General features: G+C 63.0%; 22 protein-coding genes, 1 tRNA gene and 1 pseudogene. 8 read left to right on the top strand and 16 right to left on the bottom strand.

All coding sequences use genetic code 11. From position 1 onward, the window contains the following. Positions 1–351 (bottom strand): annotated as a pseudogene (locus AC4GY7_RS03765) (transposase); the annotation flags it as partial. Between the two features lie 468 nt (positions 352–819). Here AC4GY7_RS03765 and AC4GY7_RS03760 point away from each other — a divergent pair. After that, positions 820–1,524 (top strand): IS6 family transposase, encoded by a 705-nt coding sequence (locus AC4GY7_RS03760; protein ID WP_491112060.1) that lies wholly within the window; start codon positions 820–822, stop codon positions 1,522–1,524. A gap of 533 nt (positions 1,525–2,057) precedes the next feature. Then, positions 2,058–2,237: a hypothetical protein gene (locus tag AC4GY7_RS03755; RefSeq protein WP_491112059.1), complete on the top strand. Its 180-nt coding sequence runs from the start codon at positions 2,058–2,060 to the stop codon at positions 2,235–2,237. On the opposite strand, the gene AC4GY7_RS03750 is transcribed toward AC4GY7_RS03755, so the two are convergent. Then, positions 2,234–2,605: a response regulator gene (locus tag AC4GY7_RS03750; RefSeq protein ID WP_491112058.1), complete on the bottom strand. Its 372-nt coding sequence runs from the start codon at positions 2,603–2,605 to the stop codon at positions 2,234–2,236. The two genes, AC4GY7_RS03755 and AC4GY7_RS03750, sit on opposite strands and share 4 nt — an antisense overlap. A 731-nt stretch (positions 2,606–3,336) precedes the next feature. Then, positions 3,337–3,522, bottom strand: coding sequence for a hypothetical protein (locus AC4GY7_RS03745; protein ID WP_491112057.1), 186 nt, complete (start codon positions 3,520–3,522; stop codon positions 3,337–3,339). Positions 3,523–3,669: 147 nt separating this feature from the next. Here AC4GY7_RS03745 and AC4GY7_RS03740 point away from each other — a divergent pair. Next, a protein-coding gene (locus AC4GY7_RS03740; protein WP_491112085.1) for an IS5 family transposase occupies positions 3,670–4,430 on the top strand; the annotation gives its coding sequence in 2 pieces (ribosomal slippage) (positions 3,670–4,000 and positions 4,000–4,430; 762 coding nt in all). Between the two features lie 52 nt (positions 4,431–4,482). Here AC4GY7_RS03740 and AC4GY7_RS03735 read toward each other — a convergent pair. From AC4GY7_RS03735 to bla, 3 genes are all read right to left on the bottom strand, one after another. Beyond that, complete coding sequence (locus AC4GY7_RS03735) at positions 4,483–4,689, bottom strand: hypothetical protein (RefSeq protein ID WP_491112056.1); 207 nt, start codon at positions 4,687–4,689, stop codon at positions 4,483–4,485. 761 nt (positions 4,690–5,450) lie between these two features. Further along, positions 5,451–5,651, bottom strand: coding sequence for a hypothetical protein (locus AC4GY7_RS03730; protein WP_491112055.1), 201 nt, complete (start codon positions 5,649–5,651; stop codon positions 5,451–5,453). An 83-nt stretch (positions 5,652–5,734) separates the two neighbouring features. Beyond that, complete coding sequence (gene bla / locus AC4GY7_RS03725) at positions 5,735–6,652, bottom strand: subclass B3 metallo-beta-lactamase (RefSeq protein WP_491112054.1); 918 nt, start codon at positions 6,650–6,652, stop codon at positions 5,735–5,737. A gap of 412 nt (positions 6,653–7,064) precedes the next feature. On the opposite strand from bla, the gene AC4GY7_RS03720 reads away from it, so the two are divergent. Beyond that, positions 7,065–10,160, top strand: a complete 3,096-nt coding sequence (locus tag AC4GY7_RS03720; RefSeq protein WP_491112053.1) for a PAS domain-containing protein — start codon at positions 7,065–7,067, stop codon at positions 10,158–10,160. Between the two features lie 34 nt (positions 10,161–10,194). Continuing rightward, positions 10,195–10,494, top strand: a complete 300-nt coding sequence (locus tag AC4GY7_RS03715; protein ID WP_491112052.1) for a response regulator — start codon at positions 10,195–10,197, stop codon at positions 10,492–10,494. Here AC4GY7_RS03715 and AC4GY7_RS03710 read toward each other — a convergent pair. From AC4GY7_RS03710 to AC4GY7_RS03670, 9 genes are all read right to left on the bottom strand, one after another. Beyond that, the gene (locus tag AC4GY7_RS03710) at positions 10,489–10,854 is read right to left on the bottom strand and encodes a response regulator (RefSeq protein WP_491112051.1); all 366 of its coding nucleotides are present in this window, start codon (positions 10,852–10,854) and stop codon (positions 10,489–10,491) included. The genes AC4GY7_RS03715 and AC4GY7_RS03710 overlap by 6 nt on opposite strands. 240 nt (positions 10,855–11,094) lie before the next feature. Beyond that, positions 11,095–13,707, bottom strand: coding sequence for a M1 family metallopeptidase (locus AC4GY7_RS03705; RefSeq protein ID WP_491112050.1), 2,613 nt, complete (start codon positions 13,705–13,707; stop codon positions 11,095–11,097). A 186-nt stretch (positions 13,708–13,893) separates the two neighbouring features. Next, complete coding sequence (locus tag AC4GY7_RS03700) at positions 13,894–14,385, bottom strand: hypothetical protein (RefSeq protein WP_491112049.1); 492 nt, start codon at positions 14,383–14,385, stop codon at positions 13,894–13,896. Continuing rightward, a complete protein-coding gene (locus tag AC4GY7_RS03695; RefSeq protein ID WP_491112048.1) occupies positions 14,379–14,687 on the bottom strand; it encodes an SEC-C metal-binding domain-containing protein in 309 nt (102 codons plus the stop codon). Before AC4GY7_RS03695 ends, AC4GY7_RS03700 begins: the two co-directional genes overlap by 7 nt. 150 nt (positions 14,688–14,837) lie before the next feature. Next, positions 14,838–15,056 (bottom strand): hypothetical protein, encoded by a 219-nt coding sequence (locus tag AC4GY7_RS03690; protein ID WP_491112047.1) that lies wholly within the window; start codon positions 15,054–15,056, stop codon positions 14,838–14,840. 14 nt (positions 15,057–15,070) lie between these two features. Next, positions 15,071–15,571, bottom strand: a complete 501-nt coding sequence (locus AC4GY7_RS03685) for an FRG domain-containing protein (RefSeq protein ID WP_491112046.1) — start codon at positions 15,569–15,571, stop codon at positions 15,071–15,073. A 2-nt stretch (positions 15,572–15,573) separates the two neighbouring features. Further along, positions 15,574–16,032 (bottom strand): hypothetical protein, encoded by a 459-nt coding sequence (locus AC4GY7_RS03680; protein ID WP_491112045.1) that lies wholly within the window; start codon positions 16,030–16,032, stop codon positions 15,574–15,576. A gap of 144 nt (positions 16,033–16,176) precedes the next feature. Beyond that, positions 16,177–16,395: a hypothetical protein gene (locus AC4GY7_RS03675; RefSeq protein WP_491112044.1), complete on the bottom strand. Its 219-nt coding sequence runs from the start codon at positions 16,393–16,395 to the stop codon at positions 16,177–16,179. A 172-nt stretch (positions 16,396–16,567) separates the two neighbouring features. Then, positions 16,568–16,662: transfer RNA gene (locus AC4GY7_RS03670), tRNA-Ser, on the bottom strand. Positions 16,663–16,734: 72 nt separating this feature from the next. Here AC4GY7_RS03670 and AC4GY7_RS03665 point away from each other — a divergent pair. The 3 genes from AC4GY7_RS03665 (at position 16,735) to AC4GY7_RS03655 (ending at position 18,961) form a co-directional block, all read left to right on the top strand. After that, entirely contained in the window at positions 16,735–17,475 is a 741-nt protein-coding gene (locus AC4GY7_RS03665) for a hypothetical protein (RefSeq protein ID WP_491112043.1), read from the top strand. A 1,001-nt stretch (positions 17,476–18,476) separates the two neighbouring features. Further along, a complete protein-coding gene (locus AC4GY7_RS03660) occupies positions 18,477–18,710 on the top strand; it encodes a YozE family protein (protein WP_491112042.1) in 234 nt (77 codons plus the stop codon). Then, on the top strand, positions 18,707–18,961 hold the full coding sequence (locus AC4GY7_RS03655; RefSeq protein ID WP_491112041.1) for a hypothetical protein: 255 nt from the start codon (positions 18,707–18,709) through the stop codon (positions 18,959–18,961). The genes AC4GY7_RS03660 and AC4GY7_RS03655 overlap by 4 nt, the downstream gene beginning before the upstream one ends. Before the next feature lie 33 nt (positions 18,962–18,994). Here the strand turns inward: AC4GY7_RS03655 and AC4GY7_RS03650 are convergent, their stop codons facing one another. Then, positions 18,995–19,969, bottom strand: a complete 975-nt coding sequence (locus tag AC4GY7_RS03650) for a BstA C-terminal domain-containing protein (RefSeq protein ID WP_491112040.1) — start codon at positions 19,967–19,969, stop codon at positions 18,995–18,997. Positions 19,970–20,262 lie beyond the last annotated feature (293 nt).

The following is a 20,262-nucleotide window of genomic DNA, read 5'->3' as shown; positions in this document are numbered from 1 at the left end:
GGCGCTGCTGCGCCAGCTCGCACAGCCGCGAGCGCAGGTCGCCATCATCCGCCCGGCACGACCGATACCGCATGCTCGTACGATCTGCCCCGACGACCGTGCACGCCCGCCGCTCGCTCATCCCCAGCGTCGACTGGAGATGAGCGACCGCTTGCCGCTTCGCGGCGGGCGTCACCATTTTTTTGACAGCAGATCCTTCAGACCCGCGTTGTCGAGCATCGTGTCCGCCAGCAGCCGCTTGAGCCGGGCGTTCTCCTCTTCGAGCAACCGCAGGCGCTTTGCGTCGGACACCTCTAGGCCGCCGAACTTCGCCTTCCACGCATAGTAGGTCGCGCTCGACATCCCGTGCTTGCCCGTGGCAATCTCCGGCCTCCTCGCGCTGCAAGCCAAAACCGACGTCGTCCAAGTGTGCCAAGGCATGAAGCCGCCGGTCAACAGCTCCCGTTTGTCGTTACGGCTTGTCCCTTCCTTCTACGGATTGGGGATCGGTATCTTCCTGGCGTTCCTCACTCTTTCCTACGTCGCGCCCAACTTCGCTAGCCGATCACATTGACGGGAATGACAGAGGGCTGACGAACCGGTCCTCGCGCCGCAGTTCGCATCGACGAAGAACCTAACTGCCCTCGACTACACGCACCATGAGGGCTGGCGTTCAAGGAGGCAGGGGATGGCGCGTTTGAAGGAATTGCTCTGCAGCCTCACGCCGCTCAAGCCGATGCTCGGTGCCCTCTCGCAGCCGGAGCGTTCGGCTGATGCGCAGCGCAGGCTCTGTCAGCCCAAATGCACCGACTAGTAATTAGGGCAGGGTAGGCGAGGGTCATGCCTGGCCCGCGCAAGCCAGCCAGTCCGTTTCGGTACTTCAACTCATCACCTGAAGTGATCCGCCTGGTGGTGCTGATGTACGTCCGCTTCCCGCTGTCGCTGCGGAATGTGGAAGACCTGCTGTTCGAACGCGGCATCGATATCTGCCATGAGACGGTGCGGATGTGGTGGAACAGATTTGGGCCGGTGTTTGCCGGCGAGGTGCGCCGCAGGCGGGTAAGCCGCATGCGTGGCTTTCGCCACTGGCGCTGGCACCTGGACGAGATGTACGTGAAGCTGAACGGCGAGATGGTCTACCTGTGGCGAGCGGTGGATGATGAAGGAGAGGTGCTGGAAAGCTACGTCACCAGAACGCGGGACAAGGCAGCGGCGCTCACCTTTATGAAGAAGGCGCTGAAGCGCCACGGCTCGCCTGAGGCGATCACGACGGATGGTCTGCGCAGCTATCGTGCCGCGATGAACGAGCTTGGCGATGCTGATCGTCAGGAGGTGGGCCGCTGGGCCAACAACAGGGCGGAGAACTCACACCTGCCGTTCCGACGACGGGAGCGGGCGATGCTCCGCTTCCGACAGATGAAGAGCCTGCAGAAGTTCGCATCCGTCCACAACCACTTCAGCCTGGAGCGCCATCTCACCGACCGCCATACCTACAAGGAACGACGCTCAGCCGCACTGGCCGATTGGCGAGTGCTCGTCAGCTGATCTGTGGCCTTGACCATCCAAGCTTTAGCGCTGGAGACGTGTCCGCCTTAAACTGACAGCTCCATCAGGCTCGCTTCGCGCCCGGTGTACCGCACTTGGCGAACTTGCCCTTAGCATCCTTGCAGCGCGCGGCTTTCACAGGGGCGGCCGACGGGCACTTGATGAATTTGGCCTTAGCATCGCGGCAGGGCGCAGCGACCGAGGGGGCGGCGCTCGCCAGCAGACCTACGCTTACCGCAGCGAACAGAAGCTTGCGCATCCAACGTCTCCCAGCCCGGGGATCGGGCATGACGATGCTGCGGCTGGCACCGGCTGGGGTCAAATGACATCGGTGACATTCTGGATGGTAGCGGTTCATCATACCGTTCCGATCCTTAGCTTAGGTGTGCGACGTCGACCGCCATTGCGGATAGGCAGCTTACCGAGCCAGCGACTCGTCTCGTCCCGTCCCCGGGGCGCCGGCGTCATCCCTGCTGACGGCATCACGTACCTTTGCGACCTGCGCTTCGGCGTCATGATGAACGAGGATACCTTTGGCCGATCACCTCACGACACACGATCTTGAACGTCTGGCGTTCGCCAAACTGGACGCCGCGGCGGTTGCAGAAGATCGGGAGGAAAAGCGCCTGCACCTCGACCAGGCCGCCATTTACGCCTCGATGAGCGAGCGTCAGCGGGATGCAGAGGCGATGGTGACCGATCTCATGGGCTAGTGGCGCGGCGCCTGCTTCACCTCGGCGACCATAGCGGTGATCCTCCCCCGCAGATCGTCGTGTGAAATTGGTTTCTCGACAACGATGGCGCCTGCTGGGCAGCCGCTGCATTGCTCCGGGTAGCCCGTGACATAGAGGACGGGGACAGATCCGTCAGCGGAGACGATCCGCTGGACAGCACTCAACCCAGAGCCGTCATCAAGCTTCACGTCTGCGATGATGATGGCCGGCGCCTTCCTGACAGCGGCGGCTTCTGCCGCAGCCTGCCCCTCGGCAACCTCGACACTCCCCGCGCCAGCGAGAACCGCGGCATCGGACACGAACTGACCGAACAGGTACGAGTCTTCGATGATCAGGACGTGAGGCATCCGCATCCCTGGACAAATCTCTGACCTGAATGAGATGCAGGGCTCTTTGTTCCGTGAGCGGAACGACCAAATGAGAATGCCTCGATTTGGTTTCTTAGGATCTGGGTAATCTAAGACAGTAATCCTGACGCATCCGTTGGGAGATAGGCCATGGGAACAGAGGAAGCGCAGGCACTGCGTGTGTACCACGAAGGCCGATGCGAGCAGGAGCGGCAGCGAATACGGGCGGCGACATGCGCGAAGGCAGCGGTGGCACATGCACACCTCTTCAGCCTCCACCGTCTGAGAACCATCGACGTCATCGCTTTGCCCGCCGATACGGAGCGGCTGCACGATTCAGACGCTAGCTGAGTCGATGACATCACAGAGGCAGATCAAGCGGAAAGATGGCCATCGGCTTGTCCTGACGCATCGGGTGATCCACGTTGCAGGAATGATCAAAGCACCTGATTATAAAGACTTGGCTGCCGTCAACGACGGGCATCCGCTCGAAGCCTGTCAGATGGCGGTCGGGGCGTCGGGCCAGGAGGGTACGCGCCTGTGCCCCGGGATCGGGCGGCGGGGCCTCGGCGTATGAGCCGCGACGGGACCAGCACCCTTGAGCGGGCTTTTCAGCTTGCCCGGGCAGGTGCCTGCCACTCGATCAATGACATCCGGCAGCAACTCACCTTGGAGGGGCATGAAAACGTTCACGGCCAGCCGCCTGCGTGCTTCTGCTTCTTCCTGCTGCGTCATGGGATGATCAACGTAGGCTCGGGGAGTGACGCAATCAGATCCCGCGCGCTGATGCACCAGGCTCTGGCCAGCGCATCAACCTCAGCCTGCGAGACGCGATCACCGGCGCTGATCGTCAAAAGCCTCGTGGCGCTGATCCCCGTCTGCTTCGCCAGCCGGGCGATCGGCGTCGCCTTCAGCATCACCCATCCGTCGAACCAGTATGTGCCTGACCCAATCGCATCGGCGACTGGATGCGCCGGCGACCACGTGTCTAGGAGCCGTCGACTCTTGGGATTCCCAAAGCTGACGTTACCTGATTCAATGTCGCTTTCTGCGTGGAGGCGATCATGGGTGTGCTGGACCGGCTGATCCTGTGCGACGAGCAGTGGGAGCAGATGTCGCGCCACATCATCGGTGACGAGCGGACGCGCGGCTCATCGGGGCGTGACAACCGGATGTTCGTGGAGGCGGTGTTGTGGATCGTGCGCACGGGTTCGCCCTGGCGTGATCTGCCGGACGTGTTCGGCTCATGGAACAGCGCTTTTCGCCGGTTCAGCCGGTGGAGCGCCAAGGGCATCTGGCATCGCATCTTCGCTGCCATGTCGGATGATGGCGACTTCGAGTATCTGATTGTGGATAGCACCATCATCCGCGCCCACCAGCACGCCAGCGGGGCTAAAAGGGGGCTGAAGATCAGGCGCTTGGCCGTTCCCGTGGTGGCCTGACCACCAAGATCCATCTGGCCGTGCGTGGGCTGGGCAACCCTGTCGCCTTCCACCTCACTGCCGGCCACCGCGGCGACGTGCCGCAGGCACCCGCGCTCATTGCCGGCCTGGAGGCCGAGGTCGTACTAGCCGACGGCGCCTACGACGCCCGCCATTCCCGCGAGCTGATCGCCGGCATGGGGGCCGTCGCCGTGATCCCCAACACGCCCCAGCGCGCCAGCAAGTACCCCTTCGACCGGCAACTCTACCGCGAGCGCCATCTGGTCGAGTGCTGTTTCTCCAGGCTCAAGCAGTTCCGCCGCGTCGCCACCCGCTTCGAGAAAACCGCCCGAAACTATCTCGCCGTCCTCACTCTCGCTGCCACCATCCTATGGCTCCGGTAAGTGTCCACGGCTCCTAGAGTCACTGCCACCGGCCGTTCGCCCTTCCTGCGGGTCACAGCGTAATCGAAAGCAGTAGCTGATACTCCTCAGCCGCGGTCAATACACGTCGCGCCTGCTGAGCCGCGCCAATAGCTTGGCGATAATGCATGCTTCCATAGCGCTCGGCATCGTCGAACCCACACGGCGCCCAATCTTCTGATGGATAGCAGGCGTCGTAAATTGCGCGCGCAGTCGCACGCAGCTGGAGATCGTGCTCCATGCCAAAGCTCCTTCGATGTCGATTCGCCGTCGTTCGGCTGGCGGCAGGGTACGTCGATGCGGCAGCGATTCGCAAGAACATTGCGGGAACATATGGTTGATGGCATGCCTCTGCGATGATCGCCGACATGCCCCCGCCCATCATCTGCAACGTCATCCGCGTCTACGACGGCGACGGGCCCTTATGGTGCCGATCGAGCAAAAAGATTCGCGTTGCGGGCATCCAGGCGCCGGACTCTGAAAGCGCAGAGCGCCGGCCTGATGCGCGGCGTGCGAACTACACCTGCGATGACCGCGCCGCAGCCCGCAGCCCGCAGCCAGCGCATCATGTCAGGCGTGACTCTGGGCAAGCGCCTGATTTGCCAACCGATTGGCATCAGCTACAGCCGCGTTGTCGCCCGCTGCAAGCTGCCGGATGGCCGATCACTGTCGTGCGCGGCCATTGCGGTGGGCGTTGCGCATCGGTGGGACCGATACTGGCGGCGGTATGATATGGGGAACTGCAGATAGACCTTCGCTGCTAGCAGTCAGAGCAACCCGGAATCGCGGACAATCTTAACGGTATCGTCCGTGCCGGCCTCGATGTCTCCAGCGAGGCAACGAATTTCCGACTACGCTTTCCTGGCATGAACTCGACACCGCTCACTTCGCCTTCCACCGGCGCTGGAAGGCCGAACTTCTGGCCGTCATCCTCACCCGCAAACGCGATCCGACCATAGGCAACGATACGCCACGGGACCGGAAGAGCAATGCTACCGCCGCCTACCAAGTTGGCCACCCAGTCGGTCTCTCGACAACCGATTTTACACTGACGCCCGACAAGGTGTGTCTCAAGCAGGGATGCGCTCCGACCAGCGCGAACATCGGCACCGCCACCACCATCCGCATCTCCACCAGGCTCGTGGTGCCGATACCATACCGATAGATCAGCTTTACCAGCACGCCCTTGATAGCGAACAGCATGGCGCCCGCCGCAGAGAGCACGAAGCCGGCGATCCGCCACGATGGCGGGTGGCTATCATCCCTCTCCCTGCCGAAAGCAACGGCTACAGCTTTCGACCGACGGTTAGTTCGTTATGCAGTCGATCCTCGAGCTTGGCCGCGCTGATGGCCGCCAGGTCGATGCACGCACGCGGATTGGCTAGGGGCTCTTTGCCGGCAAGGCGGGCGTACAGGTCGCTTGCGGACGGATGCGGCGTAACGATCAGGTCGCAGCGGAGCCCCGCCACGGTCGCGAAGCTGGCCTTGAGTGCCGCCACGCGTTCACCATGGTCGGAGAACCGGTAGCGGTCGGTTGATACGGCGCTAAGGCTGTCGGCGAAGACGAGGTCATGGCAAACCTGCCCCTCGCACGACCGCCACGACCACGACGTGCCGCCCGGCGCATGGCCGGGCGTTGCATGTGCGGCAAGCCGCAAGGAGCCGAGCCGGACAACCTCGCCGTCGTGCACCTGGCGATCGACTCGAACGCCGGGGAAGCCTGGCCGGTCCCCATCACGCTGCGGATCGTTCGCAGCCATCACGCCACTTTCCAGCGATTGATGGGCGGCGGCGATCGCGACCATCTGCGCCCCTGTGCGGTGCTTCAGCTCGCTGAGGCCGCCAGCGTGGTCGGCATGCTCGTGGGAGGAGAGCAGCAGCTTCACATCGGACAACCGCAAGCCCAACCGTTCGATGTTCGAGGCTATCATCGGCGCTGCTTCTGCCGTGGCACCGTCGATCAACATGGCGCCCCTGTCTCCCACCACGAGCACGGCCGCGATGCCGCAGGTACCGACGTCGTAAACGTTGCCGAAGATGCGCACAGGAGGCGCGGGATCGCTCCAGCCGTCCTTGCCCGCACATTGCGCCGCATGGGCTGCAAAGCTGGCCGGATGGAGCTGAGCGGCCGGCCGCATCGCCGCGACGGAGGCAGTGACCCCGATACTAACGGCTGCTGCGAGTAGAAGGCGGCGGATCGGCATTAGCTATACTTTCGAATGCCGAGCAGCTGCACCGTAGCGGTACCGTCGGCCATCAACATGGAGGTGCTTAACGGGCGTCCGCTTCCGGGCAAGGCTCAAGGCATCCTGAATGTCGACTTGTGGGTCTTCGCGGCTCGAAGCTGCCGGACGGCTACCCACCCAGAGGCAGTGATAGCGGAGGCAAATTTCCAATCTTGGAAGCAGACATTTCGAACCGGCCTTCTTTCACCCGCAAGTCTTTGGAAGGCCGTGCGGGTGCGAGGGCGCCAAATCCGACCGGCTTTGACACTGGCAGCTCGCGTCGGCTGAGTGCATGTCATTGCTCTTGGCAACGGCATGGCGCCTAGAGGCTTGATCCCGAATGGATAATGCAGAACGATCGAATGATCGATGGCCGCACGCCAGCGGCGACATGTCCGCGCGCATCCGGGCGCACAATTGGTCGTCCACACCGCTTGGGACGCGAGATCGTTGGCTTGCCGAGCTTCGCTGCGCGGTGGACCTTGTGCTTGCGAGTCCGATCATCGCCTCGGTCGTAGTCGGGGCGAAGCGCGTGCTCATCTATAATGACGCGGCTGCCGCACTCTACGGAGATAAGCATCCCGCTGCGCTAGGCCGCCCCGTCGCGGAGAGCTGGCCGGACGCTTGGGCGGAGACGGCGCACCTGTATGAGCGGGTGTTCTCAGGCGAGAGCATCCATGTTCCTGCGCAGCCGCTTGATCTGGAACGGACCGATGCCGGCCAGGTGTTCGACGCATATCTAATTCCGGTCCGCGGTCCTGACGGTGCGGTGATCGCTGCGCACATGAATGGCTTCGAGGTCGGGGCCAGGCTCCAAACGGAAACGGCACTCAAGGCGAACGAGGAGAAATACCGCACCCTGTTCGAGACGATGGGCCAGGGCTACTGCGAGCTAGAGCTTCTGCGTGATGCGAGCGGGCGTGCAGTCGATCAGCGTTATCTTGAGCTGAATCCCGCCTACGAGCGCTTGATCGGCATACCTGTCGCACAAGCGAAAGGCCGCACCGCCCGCGAGGTCATGCCGGAGCTGGAGCCTTGGTGGACGGAAACATTCGACCGGATCGCTAAGCTGGGCGCGCCGGAACGGATCGAATATCAAGTCGCTTCGCTCGGGCGTTGGTTCGAGGTGTTCGCCTATCCCCGCGGCGGCGACCGCCTCACCGTGCTCTATGAGGACGTTACCGAGCGCAAGCGCGCCGAACAGGCGTTAAGCGCGAGCGAGGCGCAGTTGCGTGCGTTCGTCAGCGCGACGTCGGACGCGATCTACCGCATGAGCGCGGACTGGAAAGAGATGCGGCAGCTCGACGGCCGCGGCTTCCTAGCCGACACGAAAGCACCCACGATCAGGTGGTGGGACGAGTATATCTTTCCTGAGGATCGGCCGCACATCCAGTCCGCCATCACCAAGGCGATCAAAGCCAAAAGCCCTTTCGAGATGGAACACCGCGTTCGCCGGGTGGACGGCACGGAGGGTTGGACCTTCTCACGCGCCATTCCAATATTGGGCGTGGACTGCCAGATTATTGAGTGGTTCGGAACCGCTCAGGACATCTCCCCGCGCAGGCGAGTCGACACCGAGTCGCGCGAGAGCGAGAAGCATCAGGCCTTTCTCCTCAACTTATCAGACATGCTGCGAACCGAACCCGATGCCGACGCCATCGCCCACCGCGCGATGGCCATGTTGATGGATTGTTTGCATGTCGATCGCTGCTTCATTGCTCAACCCCGATCAGGCGAAGACCGCAACGATATTCCGTATCAGCTAGGTAACGACCGGGTAGCGCTTCTTCCCGACCACATTCGACCCTCCGACTTTCCCTCTGCACTTGAGATGTGGAACGACCGGACCCTCGTTGTTGAGGACGTCGCTACAGTTCCGGGGCTAACCGAGGATGATCGACGCAATATGCAGTCGCTCGGCTTTGCCTCGATCATTTCGGCAGCTGTCCGCGTGGGACCCGGCAATCCGCAATGGACGCTCGCGTTGCTGACGGCGGCGCCACGTCGATGGAGGCGCGGCGAGATCGCTTTGGCCGAAGCCGTCAGCGAGCGAACCTGGGCGGCAATCGAGCGCTCCAAGAACGAGGCGGCGCTGCGAGACAGCGAGGCCAGGTTGCGGCAGTTCGGCGAAGCATCTCAGGACGTTCTGTGGATCCGCGACGCCGAAACGCTACAATGGACGTATCTCACCCCGGCTTTCGAGACGATCTACGGACTGAGCCGCGAGGAAGCGCTGTCGGGTGAAAACTACCGCAATTGGGTCGATCTGATCCTGCCGGAAGATCGCGAGCACGCCACACGGATGATCGACCGGGTGCGGGCGGGCGAACACGCCACATTTGATTATTGCATCAAACGTCCTAGCGATGGCGCGATCCCGTGGATACGCAACACCGACTTCCCAATCGTCGATGCGAGCGGCACCGTGACGCTGATCGGCGGCATCGGCCACGACGCGACCGAACTACTTGAAACGGAGGCGCAGCTTCATGCCTTGATCGGCGGAATGCCCCAGCTCGTCTGGCGCGCGGTGGACGGCGGACACTGGACCTGGGCGAGTCCGCAATGGACCGAGTTCACCGGGCAGGCGGAGGCAGACAGCCACGAATTTGGTTGGCTGAGCACCCTTCATCCGGACGACCGCGGCAAGGCTTGCGAGGCGTGGCGGTACGCGATCGAGCGCGGCGGCATCGACGTCGAATACCGTATCTGCGACCCCGCTGCGCATAGCTACCGCTGGTTCCAGAGCAGGGCCGAGCCTGTGCGGGATCGCGCGGGCGCGATTATCGAGTGGCTGGGGACATCGACCGACATTCACGACCTGCGCGTGCTCCAGGACCGGCAGCAGGTGATGGTGAAGGAGCTTCAGCACCGGACGCGCAACCTCATTACGGTTGTCGGCGCGCTGTTCAGCCAGACGATGAAGGGCGCCACGTCGCTGCCCGACTTCGACCAGCGCTTCGGCCACCGCCTCGCGGCGCTGTCCCGCGTACAGGGGCTGTTGTCGCATCTGAGCGCGGGCAAGCGCGTGACCTTCGACGAACTACTTACGTCCGAACTCAGTGCGCTCGGCGCTCCCGCCGACCGATTGACGATTGAGGGACCGGCCGGCGTGCCGTTGCGCTCGGCGACGGTGCAGACCTTCTCGCTGGCTTTGCACGAGCTGGCCACCAACGCGCTCAAGTACGGCGCACCGTCGGCGCCCGGCGGAAACCTCCGAGTCCGCTGGTCGGTCGCGGACCCGCATGGCGACAACCCACGATTGCTGGTTGATTGGCGAGAGACCGGCGTCGACACCACCCAGGTTAAGGTGACGAACCGCGGGGGCGGCTATGGCCGCGAGTTGATTGAGCGCGCCTTGCCGTACCAGCTCGGCGCCGACACGATCTACGAGATGACGCCGGACGGAGTGCACTGCACGATCGACGTTGAGATTTCAAAGGTGCAGGCACACGCGGACCGGGAACTTGAAGACAGCGCCACTTGAAGGCTGCCGCATTCTGGTCGTCGAGGACGACTACATGATCGCCCAGGACGTCGCAAAACAACTAGAAGGGGCGATCGCAGTGGTGGTCGGTCCCGTGCCTTCGGTCGAACGGGCGCTGGCGCTGTTGGAGCGCTCACCGGAACTCGACGCTGCGGTCCTCGACGTCAACCTAGGCCACGAGACCAGCTTTCCGGTCGCCGCGGCGCTGCAATCGAGCAGCGTGCCGTTCCTGTTTTCGACGGGCTACAACTCAGCGGACATCCCTGCGGAATGGCGGCACGTTTCGGTTTCGATGAAGCCGCTCAGGCTAGCCGCTGTAACAGCCCTGTTATGACGCCGCAGCGTCACGCAGCGCAGCGACGACCTTTTCAGTGTCGACCAGCTTGAGGCACAACGGGATGCGGCTGTACCGCTCCGGAATGCTTGCCCGATCGTAGCCCGTCACGAACACGACGGGTATACCGCGCTCGGTCAACGCATCCGCTACCTCGTACACCTTCTCGCCATCGAGATTGATGTCGAGCACGGCGCCATCGATGCCGTCGTTGGCGAGGTGAGCCAGAGCCTGGGCGAGCGATGGGACCGGGCCAACGACCGTGAGGCCGGCGCGCTCGAAGCCCTGCGCCAGATCGTACGCGATGAAATAGTCGTCTTCGACGATTAGGATGCGTCGCAATTGATCCGCCACCATCATCACTCCGCAGGATCGCCGAGTGAAGCTCACGTTCCAAGTCCGGTCAAGCCGACCGAATTGGGCCAGCCTTGAGGGTCTCCTATCGCCAAGTAGCTGCTGAAAGCTGCCTGGCAGGAATGTCCCCAATCTCAGTCGTTCCACAGTACTGGCAAGGCCCGCGTGAGCGGTCAGTCCGCTCATGTGAACGAGCGGCAGGTTTCGGGCAGCTGGAAGGATCGTGTGAATGATCGGGAATGGATCTCATTCGATTGAGGGGGCTCTCCCTTCGAATGTCGCGGCTCTGATGCGGACGGTCAGAGCCAGTTCGTCGCGCGCCGTCAGGACTTTGCGGCGCACGTCGATTGGCAGGGCGGGGTGCGCATCGAGAAACCGGTCAACCACTTGGAGTGCGGCAGGATCGCGCTGGCCGCCGATGAATGCATCGATCCAGGCGGGCAGGAAGAAGATCCGTCGGTTCTGGCGGATCCACTCCAGCCGGTCGAGCGCAGGACGGAGGAAGGGCAGGGTGAGCGCCGCCTGCTCAATCGTGTTGAACGCGCCGAGACTTTCACTTGCCCATGCCTCGTTGAGCGCGGTGTCGTCGAAATAGCGGGTGAAGTAGGACGCCTTGACTGACCGGTCGGGCGTTGCGGCGTGGGCGACGAACGCGTCCTTCACCGCCTCGCTCGATCGGTCGAGCTGCTGCTCGGCGGCGAAGAGCGTCGCGGCGTCGGGGGCGCCAACGGCGATCAGGCGGCGGACGATCGCCCAGCGCGTCGGCTGACGGATGGCGGCACCGACCAACGTCGCACGGCCGGCGAGAAGGTCGCGCAACCGGGCGAGCGCGAGCGGCGTCCGCGCTGTCGCGATCAGGCGGTCAAGCGCATCCTTGCGCAGGCCGTAACCGAGCTTCGGATCATTGATACGGGCGAGCAGCGCCTGCTCCCAGTGTGGCCGCAGCGGTGCGGACGCGTTGTCGGGCAGGTAGACATCGAGCGCGGCCGCGCCGCGCGACAGGATGGTGCGCGAAATCTGCTCGTCGGTCTCGCCGGGCAGGTGATCGAGCAGCATGGCGATGTAGCGCGTCGGCGCGAAGCGGACATCGCGGACCGTGTCCCACACCGCGCTCCACAGCAGCGCGCGCAGCAGGGCGTCCTTCACCGTGCCGACGTTCTTGACGATCCAGGTGACGGTGCGGTTGTCGGGCAGGAACAGGCCGTAGCCCTGATCGTCGTCATTTGGCCAGGCATAGTCGGGCACCGGCAGGCCCGCCGCCCCGGCGACGATTGCAATCGTGCCGTCGAACGCGGCGTCGAGCACCACGTCGGCTCGGTCGCGATACCCCAGTCGAACCCGGACCTTCATCGGCCATGCGCCGCCGCGGTCGCCGGGAAGGGATCTTACCGGTCGCTGGACGAGCGTCAGGGAATCGATCCGGTCGCCTGTGGCCTTGAGCTGCGTATCGACGCGCGGAAGGCCGGCGCGCAGCATATACTGGCTGCCGAAGGCAGTCAGATCGACTCCCGACGCGCGACCGACCGCGCCAAGCAGGTCCTGCCAGGTCGCGTTGCCATAGCCATGGTCGGTCAGGAAGCGGTTGAGGCCGCGGCGGAACCCCGTCTCCCCGACCAGGAAAGCGAGCTGTTTGATGACCGCGGGCGCCTTGTTGTAGACGATCGGGCCGTAATTGCTCTTTGCGGCATCGAGATTGTCGAGCGGCTGCCACAGCGCCTGCGTGCCGCTGGTGGCATCGGCCCGATAGGCGGGCGTCTTAGTCGACAGCAGGAAGGTGGTCCAGGCGTTGCTGTCGGGCTGAAGCTCTGCCTGGATGCGCGCGGCCATGTAGGTCGAGAAACCCTCCTTCAGCCACAGATCGTCAAACCAGCGCATGGTGACGTCGTCGCCGAACCATTGATGGCTGATCTCGTGATAGATGGTGGCGTCGCGGCCGACCCGCTGCGGCAGCGTCGGAAGCTCGCGGAAGATGAAGCGATCCTCGTTGTAGAAGACCGCGCCGACATGCTCCATGCCGCCGAACGGGAAGGCGGGCGCGAGCAGCAGGTCGAGTTTGGCGAAGGGGAAGGGGACCCCGAACCAGTCGGCGAGCCAGCGCACCGCTGCGCGGTTGGTCCCGATTTGCGCCTCGGCATCGACCTCGGCACGGCGCGAGGCACGCGCGTATAGGCTGATCGGCCGCTCCCCCGCCGGTGCCGACGTCCAGCGCGTCCAGGGTCCGGCGGCGAAGGCGGCGAGATAGGTGGGGATCGGCACGGTTTCGGCAAAGCGCCAATGCATGCCGCCGGCCGCGGGCTGTTGCGTGTCGAGCGGGCCGTTAGCGATCACCGTCCACGCCGGTGGCGCAGTCAATGTCCAGCGAAACCGCGCCTTGAGGTCGGGCTGGTCGAAACAGGGAAACAGCAGGTTGGCGTCGGAGGGGACAAGCAACGTATAGAGATAGGTCTGTCCGTCCTTAACGTCGTGATAGCGGATGATCGCCGCCCCCGATGCCGCGATCGGCGTTGCGAACCGTGCAGCGACCACATTGGCGCCGGCCTTCAAAAGCGCTGCGGGCAGGACGAGGTGGCCGTCGACCCGCCCTGCGGTGGACAGCGGGCGGTCGTTGACGGCTAGATCGGCCAGCACCGGCCCGCGAAAGTCGAGGATCAGGTCACCTCCGTTCGGCACGCGATCGAAGCGGATCATGACGGTGCCGGTCGCGGTGTCCGCCGCGGTCAGGTCGAGCGACAGATCGTAGTGGATCGACGAGATCTGCGCCGCGCGTCGCCGCGCGAGGTGGAGCGAAATGCCGCGTCCAAAGTCGCCATCCGCCGCCAGGCCGGCGGCACGCGCTGTTCCCGCGGTCCAGAGCCCCATCGGCGCGAGCATCGCCGAGCGTAAAAGTTTGCGACGCGTGTCGATGAAATGCAGGTCGGCCCCCTGTCGCGGTGGAGCGGTGATCCTAAGGCCATGAAGCACCGCCTGTCGATCGATCGGTTCATCCCTTCCGAATCCCTCGCCGTTTCGCGGCACCTGAACCGATGTCCGGTATCGAGATGTGCCTTATCCAGCGCGAGTGGCCAATTTTGGGTAGAAGGCGCAAGCGGTGGTTATCGGGAGGAGGGCGTCGAACTCCACTTGGCAGAAGTTCACATTAGTCCAGTCCTGCCGCACCAGCCGGTCATCAAGCAGACTCTTCTTCCCCTCCAGCGCTGACAGGCTAAGCTTTAAGCCTAGCTCATACGCGCGCAGCGTTGATTGCGCTTCGAATTGCTGGCTTTCAGGCATCCCCCTGTCCATTCGCTTCATCTTGGGAAGGCTCGCTACAACGGCGCGCTTCCGAACGAGTTCGAGGCACATTGCCCGGTATAGGAAGAGAAAGGCTGTCTCGGCAGCGATCGACAGACTTGCGTGTTCGATGGGCTGAAACACGGCCGTGTCGTGCGCATTGCAAAACCCTGGAAAGGTCGAAGCATCCCGAATGCCAACGCGACGCGGCTCAGGGTTGCCATTTGAACGATGAAGGTCGGTGAATTCGACCATCGTGGTCAGCACATGCCCGTCTTCAGCGATAGCCCGAAGCCCGCCGCCGCGCTGAACAGTATGTGAGGCGATAGCTTTCGAGCTGCACGCGCCACTCCCCCAGCAGGGTGAAGGCACTTGCCGCGACTGCCAGCCTTCCGCATGGCAGCAGTTTCTGAGTGGAAGTTCGCCTTGTCCTCAGTGGCGCGGTCTCTATGGCAGTGCTTGAATTTTAGGCCCGAGCCGCACCAGCAAGGCTCGAAATGCTTCGGCAAGCGAGCGGGCGGGGTGAGACCAATCTGGGGCCGATAGAGCAACGGGTTCGTGGTGTGCATCGGAATTGGCCTGTAGCACATTCAGAGGCTTAGGTCAGGAAGCCCTATCGAGTTACAGTGCCCAGGTCGGGTGCCGGGGGGGGCCTGGGGGCTTTCCTTCTCGGGCGCCTGTTTATCGATACGTGTGCAACTTCGGGCAAGCCGTTGCCTTCAACGCGAAATGTCGTCGAGGAAGGCGTCCACCGCCATGGAGATGTCCGAGAAAAGGCGCTCCCGGGTGAACCCCAGCACCTTCAGGGCGCTAAGGGTGTCTGCCTTCTCCGCACTAGGCACTACATAGACCTGCCGCATCAAGGCGCTTGGAACGCTGTCCACCGGCCCGGAGTGCCGCGACATCGCGCTGTCCTGCGCCAGCGTCCTCGCGTTCATGGCCGTGGCCCAGATCAGCCCCGGCCGATCCCTCTCACGCCGGAATGGGTCGACAGCGTCCTCGCGTTCATGGCCGTGGCCCAGATCAGCCCCGGCCGATCCCTCTCACGCCGGAATGGGTCGACGGTCTGGTGGTAGTTGAAGTGGGTAAAGGCGCTGCCCGTCCGGACTTGCCACACACATCCGTCGGCGCGGTCCTCGCCGTAGCAGGTGAAGAACAGCGCAATGAGCGGGCTCTCGGTCCAGTCCAGAAGCATCGTCGGCACGCCGTAGTGCTGGGCCAGGACCAGCCACTCGACGTCGTTCCGGGGAACTGGTGAAGCGAACCGCGCCGCAATGCGGGACCAGCGATGAAGTGCTTCCCGGTCCGTGATTCCCTTCTTCCCCGGCCGGAATGCCGATGGCTGCAACGACCACGAGACGTCCGCGTGACCGCGGTAAAGCGTGTCTCGGGTCGGCTTTTTGGACAGCGACTTGAAGAAGGCGCCGATCTGGCGGAAGCCACGCTGGTCCATCCTCAAATCGCCTTCCGTCGTTCAGCGATGTCATCGAGCAGTGCCATCAGTGGCGCCGGCCAGACCACCCCGTTGTCACTCGCTCGATCCACCAACTTCCTGATATGTGGAACCAACGCAGGCGATCCGCCCAAGGCGGTGTAGGCGTCGATCATCCCCATGACCGTCGCGTGAAACTTCTGCCGCTGTGCCCGCACCCCTGGGTAGAGAAATGGAAACACGATCAGGGAGAACGCAGCGCCGAGGACGGTGACGCCGGCGATGATGCCGGCGATCCACAGCATGACGGTCGAGTCCGGAGCCAGCCAGACGAGCGCGGCGGCTATGGCGAGACCGATGACCAGCGACTTGAGGTTGTTCCAGAGCCACGAGAGGATGGTCGGCAGTTTCTGCTTCAGCTGAGGCTGCATCTCGTCCGCGAAGGCGAACATCTCCGCGCCCATCAGCATGTCCGTCAGCAAGCGATCGAGCCCGTCGACGCGGTAAGGCAGCGCGAGATACTTCGCTGCGGCTTCTTCGACGTCGATGCGGATGATGTAGGGTTCGGCGTGCTTCTTACCGGCAAGGGTCGGCCTGGACTGGTGGTGCCAGGCAAGAGCGGCACGCTAGTCATCACAGTTCCACCAGTCATGGTTAACAGCCCTTGCTGTCGTGTCCACGACGTCGAGGCCGCGACGAATGTTGTCCTCGCGGTCAAATCCGTCGGATGAGGCACCGGCAGCGGCCTTGCCCACCTCGGTAACGAGCCGTCCCCAGAACCTGTCCTTGAACAACTCATGCCCGCGGACCCGTTCGTCCTGATGCGGGCTCCACACCGTAGCCATCGCGAAGCTCTCCCCGTCGAGAGGCTATGGTCAGCGCCGCTGTCTATCAAAGCGCAGTTCGTCCGGAACTGTTCGGGAACATCCACGAACGTCCTGACACGTATATTCCCCATCCGTTACCCAAGCTGCGTGGGCAACGTGAATATTCCGAAGGTAAGTGCTTGTAATCGCTTGGTGACCCCTACGGGACTCGAACCCGTGTTTTCGCCGTGGACCCGGAATGTCGTTTGTTATCAACGGTTGTTGCCGCTTTCGTGCCGCAAAGCCGACCATTGTAGATCAATGGCTTGCAAGGCAGGGGGCATCTCGTCACCATCGATCCCGTCCACGGGAGGCTTGATGAATTTACCGCGTGTCAGCGACCTCCTAGCCCTCAGCAAGGCGGTCGCTGGTCGGCCAGGATACAACCGGCTCGCGACGCTGATCCGGAAAGCGCTGACAGCCCAATCGTGCGCAAGCGATCTTCGCCAAGCCGCAGCGATCATAGAGGCCGGTCAGCAGCTGCGCCGCTCCCCACGCGGGCGCGGCACCCCGACGCGCGATGCCACGGAAGCCGCTCAGCTGATGGCAGCCGTCAGCTTATATACTCGTGCGACTTGGAGCAGCCTGAAGTCGGGCGACCGTGGAGCGATAAACATCGCCGAGGCTCTGACCTTCGAACAGAAGAAGAAGCACAAGGCGATCATCGATATTCGGAACAAGGCGCTGGCGCACGTCCATCCGTCGATGTCGGTTGCCGGCAGCATCTGGCACGAAAGCCTGTTGATAGCAGTAGAAAGCGAGGCAGGCTGGAAGATAGGCGGCGCCAGCCGGCAGACGTGGCAGCACGGCCCTCTATGGGACGCGCTGGTCGAGATGGTGCCCGCCGCCGAAGCCATCATCAACATCCGCGTCGTGAAGCACATCAACGCGATATCGGCACTGATGAATGACAACAAATTAGCTGTGGCGGAGCTTGAAAAGCACCTCGTTGATCCGGTCGCTCTCTTCGGTAGCGAGGAGGCAGCAGCGGCTATGATGCCCGGCGCCGTCGGCACGACCTACGTACAGGGGAACGTCAAAGCTCCCCTTGCTCCATGAGGTTCAAGTTCTGGCCGGGGAGCAACAATCACGGCACTCTGCGGATTGCAGGTGTCTAACCGGCCAGGAGAGAGGCACGGCAATCCGCAGTGTCCCGCCACCAACGTCTAACCTGTTCAGGCGCCATGAAGGCCATGCTGCTACGGCAGCGCATGGCCCGGCGTCCGACCACCCCGCGCGCACGGCGCCCCGCAGCGCCACCGCGCCGGCCTCCACCTGCACCAAGGCCGAATGACCCGCAGCCGGAGAGCGCCTGGGCTCGCCTCAAGCGTTGGTGGAGGGTGATCCGCACAGGTTTTTGAGCGCGCTCGACACTTACTGATTATCGCCACAGAGCCACCTGATGATCGAAGACGGAATGTCGGGGCTCGAAAGCGCGGTCTGACCGTTATGATCAATGCTGGCGGCCTCCTGCTCCGGTGACGGAGAATACGCCATGGACCGCTCAGCTATCGCTTACCTACTGATGACGTGCATGGGAGTGGCGGTCGCTGTCACAGTCGCTTGGCGTATACACTTCAGCCGCGCTCGGGTTCTCGCCCGACGTCGCCTTCGCGAGGTGGAGGAGCACCGCGCTGCAATGGAGCGCAAGTCAAGCGAGCGTGCCGACTGAGGCCGCTTGCAAGGGTCGCACCTGGCCGAGGATGTACCCGACCTCCGCAGCCGTTCACCGGGAAGAGGGATCAGTCCCGAGTTTGACGAAAGTAGGCGGCATACGCGCGCTTCCGTCGACGGCCCGCAGCGCCAGCCATTCGGCTCGCTACCACGAGGAGGGCGGTCAGCAGCACGAGCACGATGATAAGTGGATTCATATGCTTAACACGAAGCGTAGCCTGATTGGTTCCGGCTCTCGAACGTCGTCCGAGGTCTCATCCTCGTCTCAGACCCTTTGCTGATCTGTTGAGCATCAACGGCGACCGCGTTGTCATCCGGCGCCACCTAGCAGAACAAACGTGGAACGATTATCTTGCTGCGCAGACGATTCGCAGGAGGATGAGACGATGGCGACAGCGTTTAACGACGAACCCGACCGACAGCCGTTCGGCGCGTGGCTCGTGCGGCAGACCGGCGAGCGCGGCTTCGTCGCGCAGCTGGCGGACAGCGCAGCGAAGGACCGCAGCTTCCCGAGGCAGGGCACCGTCGAGGACGCCCGCAAGTGGCTGCAGGCGCAGCGCGCCAGCGGGGACGACTGGGAGGCGCTGGAGGACGCGGAGAGCGCCTGGCTGGCGTCGTGATCGCCGGCACCGCCAGGCCGCGAGGCGGGCCGGTGGATCCGCGCGAGGCGCTGGCGGCGGTGACCGACGGCGGCCGGGACAGCTATGCGGCGTTGTCGCGGATGCTGAGCCGTAGCGACACCTGTCTGCGCCGGTTCGTCACCGGCGCAGGGCCGGCGGCGCTCCGGCCGGATGAGCATCGCCGGCTCGCTGACTACTTCGGGTTAGATGACCGGGCGTTGGGGGTGCGGGATTTGTGGGTTAGTCGCTGATCCGCCCACGTGTCGGCGGATCAGCGACTGGAGCTAAGCAGCAATCAGAGAGGGGGCGATTGCCCCGATCGCCAACTGTGCAACGGATGGAGCCAATTCGCCGCGGGATACCTTGCCGTTGAGGTAAGCGCGGAACTTGCCGCCCTCAATGTATTTGTCTTGCAACCAAGCGCGGTACTCGCCGAGAGCCGACAGAGGGTAACACCACGACTCCTGCGGGTTAGACTTCGCTTGCGGATGGCTTTCGGGATAGCGATGAGGGTACTTGCGCCGTCCACCATAGGACGAGCACATGTCGTTGTCCGTCCAGAACTTTGACCAGTGCTGCCCGATCGAGATGTCTACGACGACCTTCTCTCCTATCGGTGCACCAGCCAGGATCATTTCGTAGACGATGGTGTGCGCCTCGTTGAAGACGTGAAAGAAGCCCTTCGGGGCAGACTGGTGATTGAGCGCAATGCGCTCATGCCATTTCTGGAAACGCTTGGCGCCGGTCGGGTCATACCCTACCTGTGTGAAGATCATATCGCGAAGCTTAGAACCCGCGAGCATCCGAAAATTGTCACGCGCTTCCGGCTGGCAATTCGCACCAGCATCGAACGCATAATATTCCAGAACGGCAAGGCATATCTCTGCCGGGTAGCAGAAGTGGGTACGCCCTGCATGGAACAATTCGACGTGAGCGGCTTGAGCATGATAGCCCGCTTTAGCCAGCACACCCTTAATCGTCTTAATGCGGGGCTTCTCGTCGAGGTCGTTCCACTGAGAACTGATTGTACCGATGTGCGCGTTCTGGACACCGCACAAGGCCGCCAATCCCCTCTGGTTCAGGTATGGCGTTCCATCTGACAGGACGCCCATTCCTATGTCGCCAACGTCAGCGTTGCAGTCGATGCATAAGGCCAACGACGCCTGGTTTGCACCGATTTCCTTGGAGCCGGAATTTACTGCTAAGACATTGATTTTACTAGCGTTTAGACTGATTTCCTTTGACGGCGGGCGGGTCATATAACGATTTCCTTATGTCTCGACCGGAAACCGTTGACCACGCGGTCAACACGCATTACGAGCGTTGCGAGCAAAATGTGGCCTCCCTGATCGAGGTTGCTACGACAGCCAGCACTCCCCCGAGCGCTGGCTGTCGGCCGTTATAGCCTAATTAACCTCATCCGAAAAGCATCCGTTCTCCGTGAACAATCCGCGGCCAAAAGTGGAACGGGTGTCCACTCCGAATGCACGACTTGCAGCCGCATCGTCCCTAAACGCAATCGCCATCCGTTCGCAGACGCAGCATAACGAGC

It is taken from the genome of Sphingomonas sp. SP5 (genome assembly GCF_058313455.1).
This window is presented reverse-complemented; position numbering and strand designations above follow the sequence as displayed.